Here is a 19,354-nt window from a genome sequence, read left to right as displayed (position 1 = left end):
TTAACCTTCCTTATTTTGGCGACGCGTGTTACGACGATCTTGACGAAGTTCAATTCGACGATCCATTTGACGCTTACGCTTAATCTTATTCTTAATTTGACGCTTATAGCCAGGCTTGATGTTCTTCTTCTTTTTCTTGACCATCCCGACCATTTCAGGATCCAACTTATTAGTTGTTGCGTGGCGCTGTGTCCGGGCCTTACGATCCTTGACCGCCACGATTTCATCCCCACGAATCTGCTTATGAGCAAATTCGATACCGATTTTTTCCAGTTCAGCAATCCGGTCTTCTTCATCAGGTCCGTAAAGAGTTACGGCAGTTCCAGCCATACCATTCCGCCCTGTTCGACCGACACGGTGAACGAAGAATTCTAATTCGTCTGGCACACCATCATTAATAACGTGCGAAACACCTTCAATATCGATACCACGAGCAGCTAAATCAGTAGCAACCACGTATTGGTAATCCAGGTGCAAGACACCCTTCATCGTTCGTCGACGCTCACGTGGCGGAATATCACCATGAATTTCGGCAACCTTGAGCCCTTGACCACGTAAATGTGCAGCCAATTCCTTAGCTCGCTCCTTCGTATTGGCAAAAATCAGCGCCAAATAAGGATTGAAAATCGTCAACAACTTATCGATAACCTCTTCCTTATCCTTGGACTTCGTTGGCACCAACCAGTTATCAATCGTATCGGCAATCGTCGCTTCCGTTGGAATCGTTTGGAAATCAGGATTGTCCAAATACTTCTTTAAGAACGGCTTCAACTTTTCTGGCATCGTTGCTGAAAAGACCAACGTTTGCAGGTCCTTTGGCATCGCACCAGCCAAGAAATCAACTTCGTTCAAGAAGCCCATGTCAAGCGTCATATCCGCTTCATCAACAACCAAAGTCCGCACTTGGTTAACCACCAAGGCACCACTTTGAACTAAATCCTTTAATCGTCCTGGCGTTCCAACAACGATTTGTGCTTGGTGCTTCTCTAACTGACGAATCTGGCGGGCCTTATCAGTTCCACCGACATATTCGACAATCGAAACCTTCACCAATTCCATCTTTTCTGCAAATTCGCGGGCAGCCTTAGCAATCTGAGCAGCCAATTCCCGTGATGGTGTTGTAATCACCACCTGGGTTTGGTTCAATTCTGGTTGCAAAGCGTTAAAAATTGGTACTAAGAAAGTATGCGTCTTTCCAGACCCTGTCTGTGACTGACCGACAACATCCCCACCACGCAAGATTGTTGGAATCAAGCGCGCCTGGATGGGCGTTGGCTGGTCAAAACCAATCGCCTTTAAAGCTGAAAGCACTTCCGGCTTTAAATTATATTCACCAAATTGTTGGTTTGTGTTTTTCATGTAAAATCCTTTAAATTTAATCGGCTTGGTCTGCCTTTAAAGCGCTATCCACCCGGTCAATCACCTTTTGGATATCCGCTTCGTTGTATGCCCAGGCACCTGAAGCCATGGGGTGACCCCCACCATCAAAGTCTTGGGCAATCGTGTTAATGACAACCGACCGTGACCGCAAGCGGACCCGGTAATCACCATTTTCTTGTTCTTCAAAGATTGCCCAGGCCTTGACCTTGTCAATCCGTGACGGAATAGAAACGACAAAAGAAGTCCCTGCATTGCCCAGATCAAAGCTATTAATCACATCTCGCTTAAGAATCACGTAGCCGAAACCAGATGGCAACAGGTTAATATGTTGCATCACATAACCCGAGAACTTCACTGCATTTTCCGACAAAGTCGTCATCGCGTTATAAATCTTTTGATAATCAAAGCCATAGGTAATCAACTCACCGGCCACATCAAAGGTTTCTTTATCCAATGAATACATAAAGCGACCGGTATCACCGATAATTCCAATATAAAGGTACCGTGCGGCCTTTTCCGTCATCTTCAGGCCCTTGTCAGCCAAGGCTTGATAAAATTGATAAATCAGGACGGAAGTCGCTGAGGCTTCATCCTCCACCCACTGCCAATCACCGTAAGGTTCTACGTTGGGATGGTGGTCAATTTTAACGATTTCCAAGCCATTCCGCCAGCGTTGGTCATCAATGCGGGGGTCATTAGCTGTATCGCAAACAATGACCAAGGCCTTCTTGTAGGCCGAATCAGGAATCTCATCAGCCAAGGGCTGACCATCCCCAATCCAAGCTAACCCGGGAATTTCCTTCCCAACGGCATAAATCTTCTTTTCAGGAAAAGATGCCTGCAAAATTGCCTGCAAGCCCAATTGTGATCCGTAAGCATCCGGATCAGGTCGTTGGTGACGGTGAATAATAATGGTATCGTAACGTTTGATTTGTTCTAAAATATCTTCGTGAATTTTGGCCATATGCGCCCTTTCAACTCTTATTACTATTCTTTATTATACCGTAAATTCGAAATTCGTTGTCAGGGCATTTGAAATCAGATTAAACCACTGATTTGACCAATCAATCATAATCAAAGAGCGATAACGATTGAAAGGCTTGTAGACTGACATTAGAAAAGGTTAGCCCCAGCAGGCGAATGGCGAAGTCATCTGGATACAGGTCATCAAAGATTGATTGCGCCTTTCTCGCCAAAAAATCAGAATCAAGCTGAAACGGGTTTGCCTGTGTAATCGACCTGGTCAGCGTATTAAAGTCATCATCACGGACCTTAATATTCAATGTTCGACCAACCAGATGTTTAGACTCCATATTCGCCACGACCTTTGTCGCTAAATCCTTGAAGGTCGCCAGAACAGCCGACCGGTCGTGAAGGGGAAATTCAAAGGTTCCCTCTTTTCCGACTGACTGCCGAATGCGATGGTCTTTCACCTGGCCAAAGTGCGTTGCCCGCGCTTGCCAATACAGTTGGTCACCAAAGGAGCCAAAGTGGATCCGCAGTTCGTCTTGGCTTAAGGCCCGAAGATCAGCACCCGTTTGAATCCCTAATTTTTCAAACTTTTCTTGTGATTTCTTACCAACACCACGAAAATCCTTAATGGGTAAAGCCGCCACGAAGTCCAGTGCCACATCGGCACCAATGACCGTTACTCCGTTTGGCTTGTGGTGTTCGGACCCAAGCTTTGCTAACACCTTATTATAGGAAACCCCCACCGAACAAGTTAGTTTCGTTTCCTGCCAGATTCTATGCCGTAACTCGGCTGCCAATGTTGCCCCCGCCATCGGGCTTTGACTGACGTCCAAGTAAGCCTCATCAAGGGCAACTGGCTCAACCTTCTCGGTGAATTCGGCAAAGACTCCATGAATCTGAGCTGACACTGATCGGTATTTATCAAAATCAGGAGCAACAAAAACAGCGTTGGGACAAAGCCGCTTTGCTTCAATCGATCCCATGGCCGAATGAACGCCGGCCTTTCTGGCAATGTAGTTGGCGGTTGCCACGACCCCATGACCATGGTGTAAATCAGGATCACGACCAATGATTAAAGGTACCTTCTTTAAGGTAGGGTTATCGCGCATTTCGACTTGGGCATAAAAAGCATCCAAATCGACATGTAAAATTTTTCGGTCATCAACCGCTTGCAAAAATTCAGCCATGCCAGGCTTCCCCCTTCTTTTCAAAACTGATTTTTTTAAAAAGAAAAAGCCCCCACTATGTGGAAGCTTTTTGCCGTAATCACTTAACGTCGAGACGACGTTCCTTGATACGAGCGGCCTTTCCTTGCAATGCACGCAAGTAGTACAACTTTGCGCGACGCACGCGGCCCAAACGAGTTACTTCAATCTTGTCAACCCGTGGTGAGTGCAATGGGAACGTACGTTCCACACCAACACCAGAAGAAATCTTACGAACAGTATAAGTAGCCTGGATACCAGCACCCTTACGCTTGATAACAACTCCTTCAAAGAGCTGAACACGTTCGCGAGTTCCTTCAACAATTCGTGCGTGGACACGAACTGAATCACCAGCGCGGAATTCAGGAATATCTGTCCGCAATTGGGTTGAAGTTAACTTTTCTAAAATGTTATTTTGACGCATTGTCATTCTCCTAATCGCTAATCTTACACTCGTCCTTAGACTAACGCACAGCGGATTACCGTTAATTACGGCTTATAGCCAAAGATTAGTATAACAAAAGATGGGTGGTCCTGTAAAGGGTAATCCCAAAATCACCCTAGTAGGGGGCTTTTCCAACCTTACTTATATCCGATAAATAAAAGCTAGCCTCATTTCTTCCAACGGCCAAAAATACCCGTTAAAATTAAGCCTTAATCTTTTCTTTCATCATAGTTTCAAAGTTTTGCAACTTTGCATCCGCTTCGGCCTGCGAATCAGCTACAACACCCATGTAGAGCTTCAACTTTGGTTCCGTACCAGATGGGCGGAGCGCAATCCATGAACCATCAGCTAACCAGTACTTCAACACATTAGCCTTTGGCTGTGGCAACTTCTTCTCTGCTCCAGCTCGATCAACTTGTCTCTGACTCGCAAAATCTTGGGTTGCCAGAACTAATTGATCACCAACCGTTTCCAACTTTTGGTTGCGGAACTTAGTCATCAAAGCAGCCATTTCTTCATGACCATTGACACCAGGGAAATCAAAGGCAACGGTCTTTTCCTCAAAGTAACCGTGTTGCTCGTACAATTTCTTCAAGCCATCCGCAAAGCTCTGTCCCTTTTCCTTGTAGTAGGCAGCCATTTCGGCAAACAAAACCAAAGCCTGGATAGCATCCTTATCATGAGCAAATGGTTTTACTAAGTAACCAAATGATTCTTCAAAGCCGAAGAGGTACGTATAATCCTTCTTCTCTTCAAAGCGGTCAATCATGGCGGCAATATACTTAAAACCGGTCAACACGTCTAAGGTAGCAACGCCATAGCTCTTAGCAATCTCGCTAGCAAAGCGCGATGAAACAATCGACGTTACAATGGCACCATTTTCAGGCAATGTCTGATTTTTCTTCTTAGCGGCCAACAAGTAATTGACCATCAAACCAGCAATTTGATTACCAGATAAGACTTGATATGAGCCATCGGCCAAGCGAACAGCAGCACCCATCCGGTCGGCATCAGGGTCCGTTGCCACGACCAAATCAGCTTCTTCCTTCTTGGCGTATTCAATAGCCAATGATAAAGCGGCTGGGTCTTCTGGGTTGGGCTTCTTCACCGTTGGGAAGTCGCCATCGAGTTCCGCCTGTTCCTTCACGATTGTGTAGTTGGTAAAGCCTGCTTGCTGCAACGCTTTTTCACCAATATACTGACCAGTTCCATGCAAAGGGGTGTAGACAAACTTCAAGTCTGCTCCCTCTTTTTGAATCAAATCTCGGTCAACAGAAATTGTTTTGACCTCTGCCAAATAAGCATTATCCAAGTCATCATCGACTACTTGAACGTTGGCTTCTGTTTCGTCTTGTACAATGGCAAACTCATTTTCCACCGCTGCCATTCCATCGATAACGGCCTGAACGGCTTCAGGAATCATTTGACCCCCATCAGCTCCATAAACCTTATAACCATTATCCTGCTTAGGATTGTGTGAGGCCGTGATCATGATGCCAGCAAAGGCCTTCAAATGCCGAACGGAAAATGACAATTCAGGTGTTGGACGTAATGATGAGAAGCGGTAAACCTTAATCCCATGTGCTGATAGCACGCGACTTGCTACCCGAGCAAATTCTTTTGAGTGGTGACGAGAGTCAAAGGCAATGACTACCCCTGCCTTTTTAGCAGCGTCCCCGCTTTGATCAATGTAAGCAGCCAGTGCTTCCGTAACTAAGGCAACCATCACAACATTAATGCGGTTAGTTCCAACGCCCATTTGACCACGCATACCAGCGGTTCCAAATGGTAAGTTTTGATAGAAGGCATCCTCTTGTTCAGCTGGACTCAATTGCTTCAATTCAGCTGCCAAATCAGCAGGTAAGTCTGCTTGCTGCCAACGGGCTAAAGTATCTTGATAAGTCATTCTTAAAGCTCCTCTTCCTTTTCTCGACTAGGTTTTGTAATTAATTTAATAATAATTTGCCGAAATCTGAGCGACCGAATCACTGCCAATACAAAAATAGCAGCTAACACAATGACGGTGATTGTCACTTCTCTTGGCAACTGCAAGTGGCCAAAATAATAACCAATTGTCACCATAGTTATTGCCCAGAGGCAGGATGCCAAAACAGACATCCGAAAGTAAGTCGCAAACCGTAACTTCAAACGGTGAGCAGATAGCGGAACGATTGTCCTGACAAAGGGAACAACGCGCCCCAAAATAATAAAGAGCAACCAACGCTTCGGATTTAAATTCGCTGAAATTTTTTCGGCAAAGTCACCGTTTACGTGGCGGGCGACCCAGGGGATTTTATCAATCTGCTTAATCACCCAAGCACCAAACCAGTAATTAATTGAATCACCCATCATCGAGGCGACCGCAAAAATCACCACCAACAAAGCAAATTCAACCAAAGAGTGATGGCGGCCGGCAAAACCCGCAGCCGTCATTACTAACGCATCAGCCGGAATAAACCCTGTGACAATTCCACCCGTTTCAATCAAAATCAAAAAGAACAAAATTGACAATTCAATTACAGAAAAATTGGCATTCGCAGAACTAATATGCGTCAACCAATCCGACACAGCAGCAAAAGCTAGAACCATACAGTCAGGGTACTCCTTTAGAAAAAAGTCTGTCTGAATATCACTACTAGTCCACGCTTTGGGTACATGAATTTGCCCTGAAGGCTAGCAAGATACTCATGAATCAGCACATAATAATCAGTAAAAGTTAATACTGATATTATCTTGATAAAATTAAGGCTAAATAAAAAACAGCCTATGTCTATCATACGCTATTTCCCCTGCTAAGTCTGCTTTCAAAGCGTAAAATGCTAGGAATATCAAGGTAAAATCATACTAATTTTTTAAACGTTCATTCGCTCAATTGCTTACTTTTTCTATCATACACAATTTTTTTAAAAATCTTATGCCAAATCAGCATAAAATTTTTAACCAATCTTATGCCAAATCAGCATAAAATTTTTTATCAAGATGTACTACAATGGTGGCGGGAAATGGCAGAATGCAAAACCAGGCGGCCGACTGGGAAATGTTTTCTTTGCTCACTTCTTATAGTAAATAATTGTCTTTGAAAGGTACTGTTATCAATGTTTTGAAAAAGTTTTCTTTTTCACTTGACAAAAGTTTGTGCAAATATTATTATGTATGTGTAAGTTGTTACAAGGAATTATTCATTGGAGGATAACAGAACATGGAAGCCTTAGTGTTAACTGATAAGAAGAAGTTGGAATTGAAGGACATCGAAAAGCCTGTCTTGAAGCCAGACGAAGTTTTGATTCACACTGCCTTTGCCGGTATCTGTGGAACTGACCACGCTTTGTATGCTGGTGAACCAGGATCAGCCGATGCTGTTCCACCAATCGTTTTGGGACACGAAAACTCAGGTGTTGTTAAGGAAATCGGTTCTGCTGTTACCAACGTTAAGGTTGGCGACCGCGTTTCAGTTGACCCTAACATCTACTGTGGACAATGTAAGTTCTGCCACACTGGCCGTCCTGAATTGTGCGAAAACTTGTCTGCTATTGGAGTAACTCGTGATGGTGGTTTCGAAGAATACTTCGCAGCTCCTGCATCAGTTGTTTACCCTATCCCTGACAACGTTGACTTGAAGTCAGCAGCCATTGTTGAACCAATTTCATGTGCCATCCACGGTATGAAGTTGTTGAAGCCATCACCATACCAAAAGGCTTTGGTTATCGGAGACGGATTCATGGGTGAATTGTTTGTTCAAATCTTGCAGGCATACGGTATCCACCAAGTTGACTTGGCCGGAATCGTTGACGAAAAGTTGAAAATGAACAAGGATTTGTTCAACGTTAAGAACACATACAACACTATGAACGGCGACAAGATCCCTGCTGGAGAATATGACGTTGTAATCGAAGCTGTTGGTATGCCACAAACACAAGAATCAGCCATCGAATCAGCTGCCCGTGGTGGTCAAGTTTTGATGTTCGGTGTTGGTGGACCTGATGCTAAGTTTGAAATGAACACTTATGAAGTCTTCCAAAAGCAGTTGACTATCCAAGGTTCATTCATTAACCCTAACGCATTCGAAGACTCATTGGCATTGCTTTCATCTGGTAAGTTGAACGTTAAACCATTGTTGTCACACGAATTGGATTACAACCAAGTTGACGATTTTGTTAACGGTCGCTTAGGCGTTGTTTCTAAGGCCGTTGTTAAAATCGGTGGTGAAGAGGCCTAAATTTTATGAATAATGCAAAGCGGACAATTTCTTGGACCGCTGCCCTGAGTTACTTTGCTTTTTCTTTGGTAATTAACTCAATGGGTAACGTGCTAACAATTGTTACCAGTCAAAAAATTCATCCGTCAATTTTAGGTTCTGCCTATTGGACAGCTGCTCAAAATGGATTAAACCACTCATTACATGGTAATAGTACAACACTATCCATCGTGTTCTTCGTGGTTGGTATGTTAATCGCTGTTTTGAACATGGTTTTGGAGCACCGCATCGATATCAAGCGTTTCCTTGGAAACTTAGCTTTCATGGTTCCTTTCTCGGCCTTGATTTCAGTCTTTGCAAATGCTTTCTCAAAGCTCTTACCGGAAGCTCACAGTTGGCCAATGGTTGCCTTCTACATTTTCTTGAACTTCTTTGGTGTTTCCTTAATTGCGATTGCCATTTCAATTTATCAGCGGACCAACATCGTTTTGCACCCTGCTGATGATTTGATGCAGGTTCTTCGATTCAAGTACTTCAAGGGTAATGCCGGCATCGCCATGTGGGTTTCTTATATCCCACCTACCATTATTGGTGTTATCGCCTTGATTATGGTTCCTGATTTTACCAACTATGGTATTGGAACCATCTTCGCCTTCCTCTTCCAGGGAAGTATCACTGGATGGGCAGACACACGTATCTTTAGCAAGTTAAAGCACCAGGGAATCGCTATCGACTAAGATAGTCTCCCTCAATTGAAAGGACGGGTTATATTATGGCCTTTACTGATTATTTTGATGACATTCAACACGTTGGAATTCCAACAGCCGACTTGGACCGCGCTGAAAAGTTCTGGACAAGCATCGGTTTTGAAAAGACCGGTGACTTTAAGGAAGGCGGCCCAGTTAAATTCTTTAAGTACGGTCACCTCGTTATTGAAACGTGGTTGTCTGATGAAGGAACTGGCAAACCCGGTTCAATCAACCACATCTCAATGAACACTTCTGATGCTGATGCAGCCTTTGTAGCAGCAAAGGAACAAGGATTGGATTTGATTGATTCAGAAGTACAACACCTTCCCTTCTGGGATAACGGTATTAAGTTCTTCAATGTTCGCACCCCAGATGGTGTAACCTTGGAATTCTGTGAAATCGTCAAGGGTTAATTCATAAATCGGGAGCCTCAACTACTATTCGGTAGTTGAGGCTTTTTTGTATCTTCTATTTATGATTAATCGGCAGTTGAAAAATATCCATTACTTTTATCAAGCTTTTAAGGCTCTTTCAGATCGCTTTATTTTAATTCGTCCAGTCATTTCTATCGGTCATATACGCGTAAACAGCCTCACTAGTCATTGCTCATTAGAACACCGGGACACAGAAAAAAGCCTGAAACCATTCGGTAACAGACTTCTTGTCATCATTTTATTTATTATTTATGCTTCTGACTTTAATTCAGCAACGTACTGATAGGCTTCTTGACCAGCCAAACCACCATCGCCAACAGCAGTCGTGATTTGACGCAAGTTCTTAGCACGAACGTCTCCAGCAGCAAAGATACCTGGAACAGCGGTTGCCATCTTGTCATCCGTCTTAATCCAGCCACGGTCATCAGTAATTCCCAAATTTTCAAATACCTGAGTATTTGGCTTGAGACCAACATAGATGAAGATTCCACTTTGATCAACAACCTGATCCTCACCAGTTTGGTTGTTATGCAGCTTCAACTGTGAAACAGCCTCGCCATCCCCTTCAATAGCGGTGACTTCAGTATTCCAGACAAAGTGCATGTTTTCCTGCTTCTTTGCGCGCTGCTGCAAGATTGGCTGGGCCTTTAGCTTGTTATCGCGAACATAAACCGTAACGTCCTTAACCACATCAGCTAAGTACAGCCCTTCCTCGACAGCGGAATCGCCACCACCGACAACCGCAACGCTTTCACCCTTAAAGAAGGCACCATCGCAGACAGCACAGTATGAGACACCCTTGCCTTGGTATTCTTCCTCACCGTCAACACCCAAGTGGATATGTTCAGATCCAGTCGCAATAATCAAAGCCGGTGCTTGAAAATCACCCATATCAGTGTGGACCAATTTTTCATTTTTATCTAAAACTTCCACACCAGTAATCATGCCAAATGAGTATTCAGCGCCAAACTGCGTTGACGAAGCATACATTTTTTCGGCCAAATCAGGACCCATAATGCTATTATAACCAGGATAATTTTCAACTTCGGCAGTATTATTCATCTGCCCACCATAAATCCCCTGGTCAAGCATTACAGTCTTTAAGTCCGCCCGTGAGGCATAAGTAGCGGCCGTCATTCCGGCTGGGCCAGCACCAATGATGATAACATCATATTGCTTGACTTCTGTCATGATAAACGGAACCTCCTTTTTTATTATGACGTCTATTGTACCTTGAATTTGTTCTTTTGTCTAATTTTAACCAACAAAAAAGAGGTATACCACCTCTTTTGTTTTTGCTGAATTTTACAATTTAGCTGCAAGCTCTTTAATATAAGCGCGGAGCTGATCCTTTGTTTGTGGATGCTTCAAACCAAATTCAATATTGGTTTCCAAGAAACCAATCTTAGAACCAATATCATAACGGTCACCCTTGAATTCATGGGCATAAACGTGTTGACGATTATTTAATGAATCAATGGCATCCGTCAATTGAATTTCGCCACCTTTACCAGGCTTTGTTTGTTCCAATTCTTCGAAAATCTCAGGTGTTAATAAGTAACGACCAATGATTGCCAAATCAGAAGGGGCGTCTTCAGGCTGAGGCTTTTCAACGAATGACTTAACCCGATACAAACCATCTTCTTTCACCTTAGCGGCAGGATCAATCACACCGTATTCAGATACTTGATCATGAGGAACTTCCAAAACTGCCAAAGTTGATTCACCAGTTTCGTGATAACGTTCAATCAATTGCTTTGTCAATGGCACTTCATCTTGCATTAAGTCGTCACCCAAGAGCACAACGAATGGTTCGTCACCAATGAAATCCTTGGCTGTTAAGATGGCATCACCCAAGCCCTTTGGATGTGACTGGCGAATGAAGTACATGTTGATATCAGTCGTCTCTTCGACAAGCTTCAACAATTCCAACTTGTTCTTTTCGCGCAAGTTGTTTTCCAATTCTGGGTTTGAATCAAAGTGGTCTTCGATTGAACGCTTTGACTTTCCATCGACAACAACAATGTCTTCGATTCCAGAAGCAATGGCTTCACGAACGATATATTCAATCGTTGGTGTGTCAACAATTGGTAGCATTTCCTTAGCCAAGGCCTTTGTGGCTGGCAAGAAACGAGTTCCCAAACCAGCGGCCGGGATAATGGCTTTACGTACAGGTTTCATACTTTCCTACTTTCATTAATGACGCCAAAGGCGTCGAAGTATTCTATTGTTATTATAACAAATATATGGTCAATCTTCAGCTTTTAATGGGCGAGTCATTAGTAATTTAATTTGCTCTTCAATCTGAGCCCCTTCATACAAGACCTGATACAAAGCAGTTGTAATGGGTAAGTCAAGCTGATGAGCCTGCTGGTATTCATAAACTGCCTTCACGGTATTCACCCCTTCAATTACCATGCCCATCTCTTCTTGGACCTGATTTAACGACTGACCCTGCCCCATGGCAAAACCAGCACGGTAATTACGTGAGTTTGACGACATACCAGTCACAATTAAATCACCAATGCCGGCTAGTCCTAAGAAGGTCTCGGGCCGAGCCCCCATTTTTTGACCTACCGCACGCATTTCGACCAAGCCACGTGTCAGGAGGGCTGCCTGGGCATTGACGCCGTAGCCTAAACCAACGAGCATTCCAGAACCCAAAGCAATAATATTCTTTAGCGCCCCACCTAACTCTGATCCCAATAAATCATGGTTGGTATATGGTCGGAAGTTTTCACTAGCCAACGCTTCCTGCAAAACAATCGTAGCGGCTTCGTCAGTGCCGCCAATAGAAACTGCAGTCAAATCACCCTTAATCACATCTTCAGCATGTGATGGACCAGAAATAACGACTAAGGATGAATAATTTTGGCTGGGCACGACCTCTTCAATCATTTGAGAAATCCGTAAGTGCGTTCCCTGTTCCAACCCCTTCGTGGCATGAGCCAAAATCACTTGTTGATCCAAATTTTGCAAAACCTCTGCTAGTTGGGTTCCAACGGAACGAATTGCCTTCGTTGGTACCACCATTAAAACAACATCGGCATCCGCTACAGCAACCTTCATATCAGCAACCGCTAATAAGTTCTCTGACAAAGTTGCGCCAGGTAAATAATGGTCATTTTGGTGGTGCTCATTAATTTCATCAACCTGGTCTTCACGGTGTGACCAGATATTAACAACTACGTTGTTTTTCGCCATTGTATTGGCAAGGGCGGTTCCCCAGGAACCAGCCCCTAAAACAGCGACTTTAGTCATGCTTTTTTGCCTCTTCATCTTCTTTTTCATTAACTTGCATTGCGGCACTCATCCGCTTCTCAAGTGTTTCTAAGGCATCATAGCCCATGTTTTGTGTCCGGAACTTAACGGCCGCTGCATCAATAACGGAGGCAGTATTTCGTCCTGGTGTCACCGGTACAACCATCTTCTTAATTTTGACTCCGAGAATATCAAGGGTATCATCCTCATTTCCCAAACGATCAAAATTTTCTTCGCCAATTTTACCATTTGATAGGTGAATATTAAGCATAATTGAAGCATGAGAACGGACAGAAACAGCACCGTAAACCTGCTGAACATCAATAATGCCAACACCACGAACTTCCATCAAGTTACGCAAAACTTCCGATGGTTGCCCAATCAAGCGTTGCTCATCTTCTTGGTGAATATCAACACGGTCATCAGCAACCAAACGCGCTTTACCCTGTTGAATTAGTTCCAGAGCGGATTCGGTCTTGCCAATTCCAGCATCACCGGTAATTAAGACTCCTAATCCGTGCACATCAATCAAAACGCCATGGACAGACTGCCGTGGTGCTAACTCACCCCCAAGGTAGTAGGTCATGTTTGACAAGATTTGTGATGAAGTCAAACGAGTGTTTAAAATGGGAATCTGAGCCTCTTCTGCTGCTTGCTTCAATTCATCAGCAATTGGCAAGTTCGTTGAAACCACAAAGGCCGGTGTTTGCTTGGAAGCCATTTTCCGATAAACCATCAATAACTCGTCATGGCTCATTCGGTCTGAAAAAGAAGTTTCCGTGATTCCCAACAACTGCACCCGTTCAGGAGCATAATATGTAAAGTACCCCGTCATCTCCAAGCCTGGCCTAGAAATATCTGCAGTAGTAATCACTCGATTTAAATAATCGTGACCAGCTACAATTGTTAAGCGAGTGTTATCAACTAAGTCTTTAACTGTTACGGTTGCTTGCGCCATTTTTTACCTCCGCACCGAAATCTTCGTTTGACCCATGAATAAGAAATTAGCCACGGTCAACAATATTGCGACCAGCATTGCCCAGCCAAAAGAGGCAAAGGCAAAACCATGAATGATATGTGCTGTTAATTCTAGCAGCGCTGTATTAATAATTAATAAAAAGAATCCTAACGAGATGATGACTAATGGTAGTGAAACAAAGACCAAGATGGGCTTGATCAAACGATTCAATAAGGCGAGCAGCACTGCTGCCACCAAAGCGGTCATCATGTTCGCTAAAACAAAACCGTTTGGAAACAGTAACGCACAGGCCAGAAAGACAGCCATATTAATCGCCGCTTGCATGATAAAACGCATAAGCCCTCCTTTAGTAAATTTATTTCCTACCTTCTATTATAACAAAGTTTCCTACCACAAAAAAAGGAACCCAAAGGGTCCCTTTTGCTCTATCAAATTAGATTTCTCTCAAATTAGATAAAGTAGTTATAGCCTGGGTTCAATTCAATAATCTTACCCGTACGCTTATAAACAATCCATTCAGCGATGTCGGTTGTATAGTCACCAATACGCTTGATGTAACCGGCAATCACTAAGTAGTCAGCTGCTGAATCAACCAATTCAGAATCTTCCTTCATTCCATTGACGGAATCAGTTCGAATCTGAGCGGCTGCATTCGACAACTGGTGGTTCTTGGTCGCGATGTTTTCAGCACCCAGGGCATCGTTCTTCACGTAGTAACCCATGACTTCTGAAACCATTGAGGCAACCAATTCACCCATTTCACCCAACTGCTTTTCAACAGCCTTCATGTGCTTCGTTCCCTTAACACGGATGGTTGACGTAGCAATGTTTCGTGCCTGGTCACCCATTCGTTCCAAAACAGAAACGGCCTTCAAAATCGTCACGATTTCACGCAAATCAGTTGTCACCGGTTGGTACAAAGCAATCATTTCAAATGACTTCTTTTCCAAAGCGGCTTCCCGTTCATTAATCTTATAATCATGATCAATAATCTTGTGGGCACCATCGCGATCGTGCTTAATAAAGGACTGAACAGATTCCTGAATGGTCTTGGCAACCTGTTCACCCATTTCCGTAAAAGAAGTATCCAAATCAGCTAATTCTTCATCAAATAATCGACGCATGACAAATTCCTTTCATGTAACCTGTTTTTCTCTAATAACAGTAGGGCATTTTAAAAGCAAAGATATTTTTTGAACAGCCTGAACGATGGGCTTCACTAACCAATCATCCAGTCACTTTTTATCCAAAGCGACCAGAAATATAATCGGCAGTTTCCTTTTTCTCGGGCTCCAAGAAAATCTTACGAGTGTCCCCAAATTCGACCAAGTTTCCACTAAGGAAGAAAGCCGTCTTATCAGAAATTCGTGAAGCTTGTGATAAGGAATGGGTCACAATAATCATGGCATATTGGTCACGGAGTGACAGCAGAGTTTCTTCGATGTTGTGAGAAGAAACGGGATCCAAAGCTGATGTTGGTTCATCGAGCAACAATACGTCCGGCTTTGTAGCTAAAACACGGGCAATTGAAACACGCTGTTGTTGTCCACCAGAAAGACCAAGAGCTGATTTATTCAATTCATCCTTCACTTCGTCCCAGATAGAGGCTGCCTTTAATGACTCCTCTACTGCTTGGTCCAAAGTCTTCTTATCCTTCACTCCAGCTAAACGCAGGCCAAAGGCAACGTTGTCGTAGATGGAGAATGGAAATGGATTTGGCTGTTGGAAAACCATTCCAACGCGCTTACGCAAATCAACGGTATCCGTTGTTGGCGCATAAATATCCTTCCCAAGAAGGTTGAAAGAACCCGTCACAGTGACATTTTCTTCCAAATCATGCATCCGGTTTAAGGCTCGCAAGTAAGTTGTCTTACCCGATCCAGATGGGCCAATCAAGGCAGTAATGCCCTTGTTGGCAAAATCCAAATCAATGCCATGTAAGGCTTCCTTGTCTCCATACCAGAGCTTGACGTTACGAGTTTGTAAGATTGTTTCGCTTTGTTTTGTCATCCAAAATTACCTGAAATATAATCGTTGGTCAATTCCACCTTAGGACGGGTAAAGATCTTACGAGTCAAATCGTATTCAATTACCTTACCTTGGTGCATAAAGGCCGTGTAGTCAGAAATCCGGGCTGCTTGCTGCATATTGTGCGTCACGATAATAATCGTATAGTTTTTCTTCAGCTCCAGCAAAGTATCTTCAAACTTAGCAGAAGAAATTGGATCCAAGGCTGATGATGGTTCATCAAGCAGCAAGATATCAGGCTTTAAGGCCAAGGCACGGGCAATCACCAATCGCTGGGCTTGGCCCCCTGACAATGAAAGCGCTGATTTGTTCAACTCATCTTTAACCTGGTCCCACAAAGCAGCTTGCTTTAACGTTGTTTCCACAATCTCATCGAGCTGTGCCTTGGTATACTTACCGCGGCGAGTCAAGGGAAAGGTAATGTTGTCATAAATTGACTTAGCAAATGGGTTTGGCCGTTGGAAAACCATTCCAATGTGGCGACGCATTTCATAGACATCAATATCCTTTGAGTTGATGTCCAATCCACGGTACCAAATATGGCCGGTAACATTGGCAACACCATCGTTCATCCGGTTCAATGACCGCAAAAACGTTGACTTACCTGACCCAGATGCTCCAATCAAAGAGGTAATCTTGTAGCGTTCAAAACGCAAATCCCCTTCACTTAGGGAAAGGTTATCGCCATAACTCACTTGCAAGTTTTCAGTTGAAAGGGCAATTTCATGCTTATCATCCTCCATTGGAATGATATAGCGTTCCGGTGCCTTTTCAGGAATAAAATCTGATACTGGCTTTAATTCTTGACTCTTATCTGTCATGCTAACCTCACGATTTTGTCAACTTCTTATAGAGAAGTGTTCCCAAGCGACGTGCACTAAAGTTAAAGAGCAATACCACGATAATCAAAACCGCTGATGCTCCCGCTGACACAAGTGATAAATCCGGCATAATTCCTTCCGAATTAATCTTCCAAATGTGCACGGCCAAAGTTTCGGCTGGTCGGAAAGGTGACAATGGTGATGCCAAGTTAAATGGGTTCCAGTCACCAAAGTCCAATGAAGGTGCCGATTGACCAGCTGTAAAGATCAATGCAGCAGCTTCACCGAAGACACGTCCCGCAGAAATCACAACTCCTGTCACAATGGATGGTACCGCTGCTGGCAAGATGATATGAATGACTGTTTCAAATCGTGAAAGACCCAAAGCCGCTCCAGCTTCACGTTGCAGGTTTGGAATTTGGCTCAATGATGTTTCGATTGAACGGGTCAAGATTGGCAAGTTAAAGAATGTCAATGCAATGGCCCCAGAAATAATGGAGAAACCAAGCTTCAACTTCACAACGAAAATCAAGAATCCAAACAACCCAACAACAACAGAAGGCAATGATGACATCACTTCGATTGCTGTACGAACCATTGACGTCCAAACCGTTGGCTTGGCATATTCATTCAAGTAAATAGCCGCTCCAAGAGCGATTGGGAATGAAATCAGCATAGCCAAAATCAAGAGATAGAAAGAATTGAACAACTGAATGCCAATTCCACCACCAGCTTCAAATGACCGAGCTTGTGCAGTCAAGAAGTGCCATGATAAATGAGGCAATCCTCGAACCAAGATAAAGGCTAGCATTGCTGCCAGCACCAACGCTACTGAACCAGCGATTCCGTAAATCACGGCTGTAGCAATTTTATCAGCAGTTTTTGCTTTCATTACTTCAGTTCTCCTTTTCGACCAATCCAGCGAATCAAGAGGTTAAAGACAAGAGACATTAGAAGTAAGATCATTGCTAATGACCACAAGACGTTGTTTTGCAACGTACCCATGACCGTGTTTCCAATTCCCATCGTCAAAACGGAGGTCAAGGTTGCTGCTGGTGAAACCAGAGAACCTGGCATCTTGGCCGCATTTCCGATAACCATTTGAACAGCCAAAGCTTCACCGAAGGCACGAGCCATTCCAAAGACAATGGCTGTCAAGATTCCTGGTGTTGCTGCCCGCAAAATCACCTTATAAATCATCTGCCAACGTGTGGCTCCAATTGCCAAGGCTGATTCACGGTAATAGCGAGGAACGCCCTTTAAGGCATCGACAGTCATAGAAGTAATGGTTGGTAAAATCATGACGAACAAAACAATTGTTCCTGACAAAATTCCAAGACCGGTTCCGCCAAAAATTGAACGAACAGCTGGAACCACAACGGCCAAACCAATAACACCATAAACAACGGAAGGAATTCCAACCAACAATTCGATGACTGGTTGCATAATACGAGAACCACGTTTCTTAGCAATTTCAGTCATAAAGACTGCTGTTCCAATTGCGAATGGCGTAGCAATAATGGCAGCCAAAACGGTTACCGCAAGAGAACCAGTAATAAGCGGTAATGCGCCAATTCCTGGCTGACCAGTCTTAGGGTCAACAACACTCGGATTCCAATTCGTTCCAAAGAGAAACTTACTAACTGAAACTTTATTGGTCGTAAAGGTGGCTAACCCCCGAGTGATAACAAAGCCGAAAATTAAGACAACCACCGCAGTGATTAGAATTAAGGCAAGAGCCGAGATAAACTTTCCAAATCGGTCTTGCTTGGTTGACAACGAAGTTTTTTTAATTTTTTCGGTAATAAGATCCATTGTCTGCCTTACCCCTTCTGCTTAGCGGTAATGTTACCATGCAGGTCACGCTCAATCTTCATATTTGAGTTTGAGATGTAACCCAACTTTGGCACGTACGTTTTCTGTACACGATCTGAATTAAAGAAATCCAAGAACTTAGCAACTTCACCTGTTGGCTTGCCGTTCGTGTAAATGTGTTCATATGACCAGATAGGGTAAGCCCCATCTTCAACATTGGCATCGGTAGGTGCGACACCATTAATGTTTGCCCGAACAACATCATTTGACTTATAAGCAAAGGCAACGTAAGAGATAGCTCCCGGAGTGCTTTTAACAATTGACAAGACCATTCCTGATGAATCTTGTTCTTGTGCAGAAGCACTCTTTTTGCCACCCATAGCCCACTTTTCAAAAGCAGCTCGAGTTCCGGAACCGGCGGCACGGTTAACTAGCACGATTGGCATGTCTTTTCCGCCCAGTTCACTCCAATTTTTAATTTTACCGGTAAAGATATCGGTCAACTGTGCTAGTGTCAAATTTTTGACACCGGCTTGCTTATTAATGATTGGCGCAATTCCAACGACTGCGACTCGATGATCAACTAAATTCTTTGTATCAATCCCCTTCTTTTCTTCAGCGTAGAGATCTGAGTTTCCAAGGGAAACAGCTCCTTGCGCTATTTGTGACAGACCCGTACCACTTCCACCACCTTGAACGGTAATGGAGACACCAGGGTGAGAACGTTGATAGTCCTCCCCGGCAGCTTCAACCAAAGGTTGCAGTGCAGTTGAACCAACTGCAGTAATGGGTGCGGTGTTGGCTTGCTTGTCTCGGTTTTGATAGGCAATTCCCAAGATAATAGCAAGTACAACGACGACAGAGGCCACTATCCATGACCCGCGATGCGATCTTTGCATGATTCCTCTTCTCCCAACTGGGTGCAAAAGATTATCCTACAACAACAAGTATCTATTCCAAACTAATCCGAATAATTTGTGTGAAAATGAATCATTCACTTCAGTTAAGAACAAACACATTATAACAAAAAAAAGCGTTTTATAACGCTTTTTAATATTAATTTATTATTA

At 43.6% G+C, this 19,354-nt stretch carries 20 protein-coding genes; 3 read left to right on the top strand and 17 right to left on the bottom strand.

What is annotated here, in order from left to right; translation table 11 throughout:
• The 6 genes from AABI20_RS02285 to AABI20_RS02260 all read right to left on the bottom strand — a co-directional run bounded on the left by AABI20_RS02285 (nt 1) and on the right by AABI20_RS02260 (nt 6,591).
• Nucleotides 1-1,359, bottom strand: a complete 1,359-nt coding sequence (locus tag AABI20_RS02285; RefSeq protein WP_338345857.1) for a DEAD/DEAH box helicase — start codon at nt 1,357-1,359, stop codon at nt 1-3.
• Nucleotides 1,360-1,375: 16 nt separating this feature from the next.
• Nucleotides 1,376-2,344, bottom strand: a complete 969-nt coding sequence (locus AABI20_RS02280; RefSeq protein WP_047974886.1) for a DHH family phosphoesterase — start codon at nt 2,342-2,344, stop codon at nt 1,376-1,378.
• 100 nt (nt 2,345-2,444) lie between these two features.
• Nucleotides 2,445-3,539, bottom strand: coding sequence for a DNA polymerase IV (dinB, locus tag AABI20_RS02275; RefSeq protein ID WP_288846446.1), 1,095 nt, complete (start codon nt 3,537-3,539; stop codon nt 2,445-2,447).
• A 79-nt stretch (nt 3,540-3,618) separates the two neighbouring features.
• Nucleotides 3,619-3,981 (bottom strand): 50S ribosomal protein L19, encoded by a 363-nt coding sequence (gene rplS / locus AABI20_RS02270; RefSeq protein ID WP_047974884.1) that lies wholly within the window; start codon nt 3,979-3,981, stop codon nt 3,619-3,621.
• A gap of 223 nt (nt 3,982-4,204) precedes the next feature.
• Nucleotides 4,205-5,908, bottom strand: coding sequence for a phospho-sugar mutase (locus AABI20_RS02265; protein ID WP_288846448.1), 1,704 nt, complete (start codon nt 5,906-5,908; stop codon nt 4,205-4,207).
• Between the two features lie 2 nt (nt 5,909-5,910).
• Nucleotides 5,911-6,591 (bottom strand): DedA family protein, encoded by a 681-nt coding sequence (locus AABI20_RS02260; RefSeq protein WP_338346679.1) that lies wholly within the window; start codon nt 6,589-6,591, stop codon nt 5,911-5,913.
• Nucleotides 6,592-7,201: 610 nt separating this feature from the next.
• Between AABI20_RS02260 and AABI20_RS02255 the strand changes: the two genes are divergently transcribed.
• Genes AABI20_RS02255 through AABI20_RS02245 form a run of 3 tightly spaced genes read left to right on the top strand, consistent with a single transcriptional unit; the run spans nt 7,202 to nt 9,359 of the window.
• Nucleotides 7,202-8,218 (top strand): zinc-dependent alcohol dehydrogenase family protein, encoded by a 1,017-nt coding sequence (locus AABI20_RS02255; RefSeq protein ID WP_047974881.1) that lies wholly within the window; start codon nt 7,202-7,204, stop codon nt 8,216-8,218.
• A gap of 5 nt (nt 8,219-8,223) precedes the next feature.
• Complete coding sequence (locus AABI20_RS02250) at nt 8,224-8,934, top strand: DUF6198 family protein (RefSeq protein WP_338346678.1); 711 nt, start codon at nt 8,224-8,226, stop codon at nt 8,932-8,934.
• Between the two features lie 35 nt (nt 8,935-8,969).
• Entirely contained in the window at nt 8,970-9,359 is a 390-nt protein-coding gene (locus AABI20_RS02245; RefSeq protein WP_047974879.1) for a VOC family protein, read from the top strand.
• 270 nt (nt 9,360-9,629) lie between these two features.
• On the opposite strand, the gene trxB is transcribed toward AABI20_RS02245, so the two are convergent.
• The 11 genes from trxB to AABI20_RS02190 form a co-directional block, all read right to left on the bottom strand.
• The gene (trxB, locus tag AABI20_RS02240; protein ID WP_047974878.1) at nt 9,630-10,571 is read right to left on the bottom strand and encodes a thioredoxin-disulfide reductase; all 942 of its coding nucleotides are present in this window, start codon (nt 10,569-10,571) and stop codon (nt 9,630-9,632) included.
• A gap of 114 nt (nt 10,572-10,685) precedes the next feature.
• Nucleotides 10,686-11,561, bottom strand: a complete 876-nt coding sequence (gene galU / locus AABI20_RS02235; RefSeq protein WP_047974877.1) for a UTP--glucose-1-phosphate uridylyltransferase GalU — start codon at nt 11,559-11,561, stop codon at nt 10,686-10,688.
• Between the two features lie 69 nt (nt 11,562-11,630).
• Nucleotides 11,631-12,641 carry an NAD(P)H-dependent glycerol-3-phosphate dehydrogenase gene (locus AABI20_RS02230; RefSeq protein ID WP_288846450.1) on the bottom strand — a complete coding sequence of 337 codons (1,011 nt, stop codon included), beginning with the start codon at nt 12,639-12,641 and terminating at the stop codon, nt 11,631-11,633.
• Nucleotides 12,634-13,599 carry an HPr(Ser) kinase/phosphatase gene (gene hprK, locus AABI20_RS02225; RefSeq protein ID WP_047974875.1) on the bottom strand — a complete coding sequence of 322 codons (966 nt, stop codon included), beginning with the start codon at nt 13,597-13,599 and terminating at the stop codon, nt 12,634-12,636. The genes AABI20_RS02230 and hprK overlap by 8 nt, the downstream gene beginning before the upstream one ends.
• Before the next feature lie 3 nt (nt 13,600-13,602).
• Nucleotides 13,603-13,956 (bottom strand): phage holin family protein, encoded by a 354-nt coding sequence (locus AABI20_RS02220; protein ID WP_047974874.1) that lies wholly within the window; start codon nt 13,954-13,956, stop codon nt 13,603-13,605.
• Between the two features lie 113 nt (nt 13,957-14,069).
• On the bottom strand, nt 14,070-14,744 hold the full coding sequence (phoU, locus tag AABI20_RS02215) for a phosphate signaling complex protein PhoU (protein ID WP_047974873.1): 675 nt from the start codon (nt 14,742-14,744) through the stop codon (nt 14,070-14,072).
• A gap of 118 nt (nt 14,745-14,862) precedes the next feature.
• On the bottom strand, nt 14,863-15,630 hold the full coding sequence (pstB, locus tag AABI20_RS02210; protein ID WP_288846454.1) for a phosphate ABC transporter ATP-binding protein PstB: 768 nt from the start codon (nt 15,628-15,630) through the stop codon (nt 14,863-14,865).
• Nucleotides 15,627-16,391: a phosphate ABC transporter ATP-binding protein PstB gene (pstB, locus tag AABI20_RS02205; protein WP_421823427.1), complete on the bottom strand. Its 765-nt coding sequence runs from the start codon at nt 16,389-16,391 to the stop codon at nt 15,627-15,629. The genes pstB (AABI20_RS02210) and pstB (AABI20_RS02205) overlap by 4 nt, the downstream gene beginning before the upstream one ends.
• Nucleotides 16,392-16,476: 85 nt before the next feature.
• Nucleotides 16,477-17,361, bottom strand: a complete 885-nt coding sequence (gene pstA / locus AABI20_RS02200) for a phosphate ABC transporter permease PstA (protein ID WP_248661345.1) — start codon at nt 17,359-17,361, stop codon at nt 16,477-16,479.
• The gene (gene pstC, locus AABI20_RS02195; protein ID WP_047974869.1) at nt 17,361-18,284 is read right to left on the bottom strand and encodes a phosphate ABC transporter permease subunit PstC; all 924 of its coding nucleotides are present in this window, start codon (nt 18,282-18,284) and stop codon (nt 17,361-17,363) included. Before pstC ends, pstA begins: the two co-directional genes overlap by 1 nt.
• 8 nt (nt 18,285-18,292) lie before the next feature.
• The gene (locus tag AABI20_RS02190) at nt 18,293-19,183 is read right to left on the bottom strand and encodes a phosphate ABC transporter substrate-binding protein PstS family protein (RefSeq protein ID WP_288846457.1); all 891 of its coding nucleotides are present in this window, start codon (nt 19,181-19,183) and stop codon (nt 18,293-18,295) included.
• Nucleotides 19,184-19,354: the final 171 nt, after the last annotated feature.

The sequence above is a fragment of the Fructobacillus cardui genome, from assembly GCF_963580785.1.
Classification (GTDB): Bacteria; Bacillota; Bacilli; order Lactobacillales; family Lactobacillaceae; genus Fructobacillus; species Fructobacillus cardui.
The sequence above is the reverse complement of the archived record's forward strand: the minus strand, read 5'-3'. Positions and strand labels throughout refer to the sequence as shown.

Bases quoted from the DNA above. Each gene is read 5' to 3' on its own strand.
- AABI20_RS02285 (WP_338345857.1), bottom strand. From the start codon at position 1,359: ATGAAAAACACAAACCAACAATTTGGTGAATATAATTTAAAGCCGGAA.
- AABI20_RS02280 (WP_047974886.1), bottom strand. From the start codon at position 2,344: ATGGCCAAAATTCACGAAGATATTTTAGAACAAATCAAACGTTACGAT.
- dinB (WP_288846446.1), bottom strand. From the start codon at position 3,539: ATGGCTGAATTTTTGCAAGCGGTTGATGACCGAAAAATTTTACATGTC.
- rplS (WP_047974884.1), bottom strand. From the start codon at position 3,981: ATGCGTCAAAATAACATTTTAGAAAAGTTAACTTCAACCCAATTGCGG.
- AABI20_RS02265 (WP_288846448.1), bottom strand. From the start codon at position 5,908: ATGACTTATCAAGATACTTTAGCCCGTTGGCAGCAAGCAGACTTACCT.
- AABI20_RS02260 (WP_338346679.1), bottom strand. From the start codon at position 6,591: ATGGTTCTAGCTTTTGCTGCTGTGTCGGATTGGTTGACGCATATTAGT.
- AABI20_RS02255 (WP_047974881.1), top strand. From the start codon at position 7,202: ATGGAAGCCTTAGTGTTAACTGATAAGAAGAAGTTGGAATTGAAGGAC.
- AABI20_RS02250 (WP_338346678.1), top strand. From the start codon at position 8,224: ATGAATAATGCAAAGCGGACAATTTCTTGGACCGCTGCCCTGAGTTAC.
- AABI20_RS02245 (WP_047974879.1), top strand. From the start codon at position 8,970: ATGGCCTTTACTGATTATTTTGATGACATTCAACACGTTGGAATTCCA.
- trxB (WP_047974878.1), bottom strand. From the start codon at position 10,571: ATGACAGAAGTCAAGCAATATGATGTTATCATCATTGGTGCTGGCCCA.
- galU (WP_047974877.1), bottom strand. From the start codon at position 11,561: ATGAAACCTGTACGTAAAGCCATTATCCCGGCCGCTGGTTTGGGAACT.
- AABI20_RS02230 (WP_288846450.1), bottom strand. From the start codon at position 12,641: ATGACTAAAGTCGCTGTTTTAGGGGCTGGTTCCTGGGGAACCGCCCTT.
- hprK (WP_047974875.1), bottom strand. From the start codon at position 13,599: ATGGCGCAAGCAACCGTAACAGTTAAAGACTTAGTTGATAACACTCGC.
- AABI20_RS02220 (WP_047974874.1), bottom strand. From the start codon at position 13,956: ATGCGTTTTATCATGCAAGCGGCGATTAATATGGCTGTCTTTCTGGCC.
- phoU (WP_047974873.1), bottom strand. From the start codon at position 14,744: ATGCGTCGATTATTTGATGAAGAATTAGCTGATTTGGATACTTCTTTT.
- pstB (WP_288846454.1), bottom strand. From the start codon at position 15,630: ATGACAAAACAAAGCGAAACAATCTTACAAACTCGTAACGTCAAGCTC.
- pstB (WP_421823427.1), bottom strand. From the start codon at position 16,391: ATGGAGGATGATAAGCATGAAATTGCCCTTTCAACTGAAAACTTGCAA.
- pstA (WP_248661345.1), bottom strand. From the start codon at position 17,361: ATGAAAGCAAAAACTGCTGATAAAATTGCTACAGCCGTGATTTACGGA.
- pstC (WP_047974869.1), bottom strand. From the start codon at position 18,284: ATGGATCTTATTACCGAAAAAATTAAAAAAACTTCGTTGTCAACCAAG.
- AABI20_RS02190 (WP_288846457.1), bottom strand. From the start codon at position 19,183: ATGCAAAGATCGCATCGCGGGTCATGGATAGTGGCCTCTGTCGTCGTT.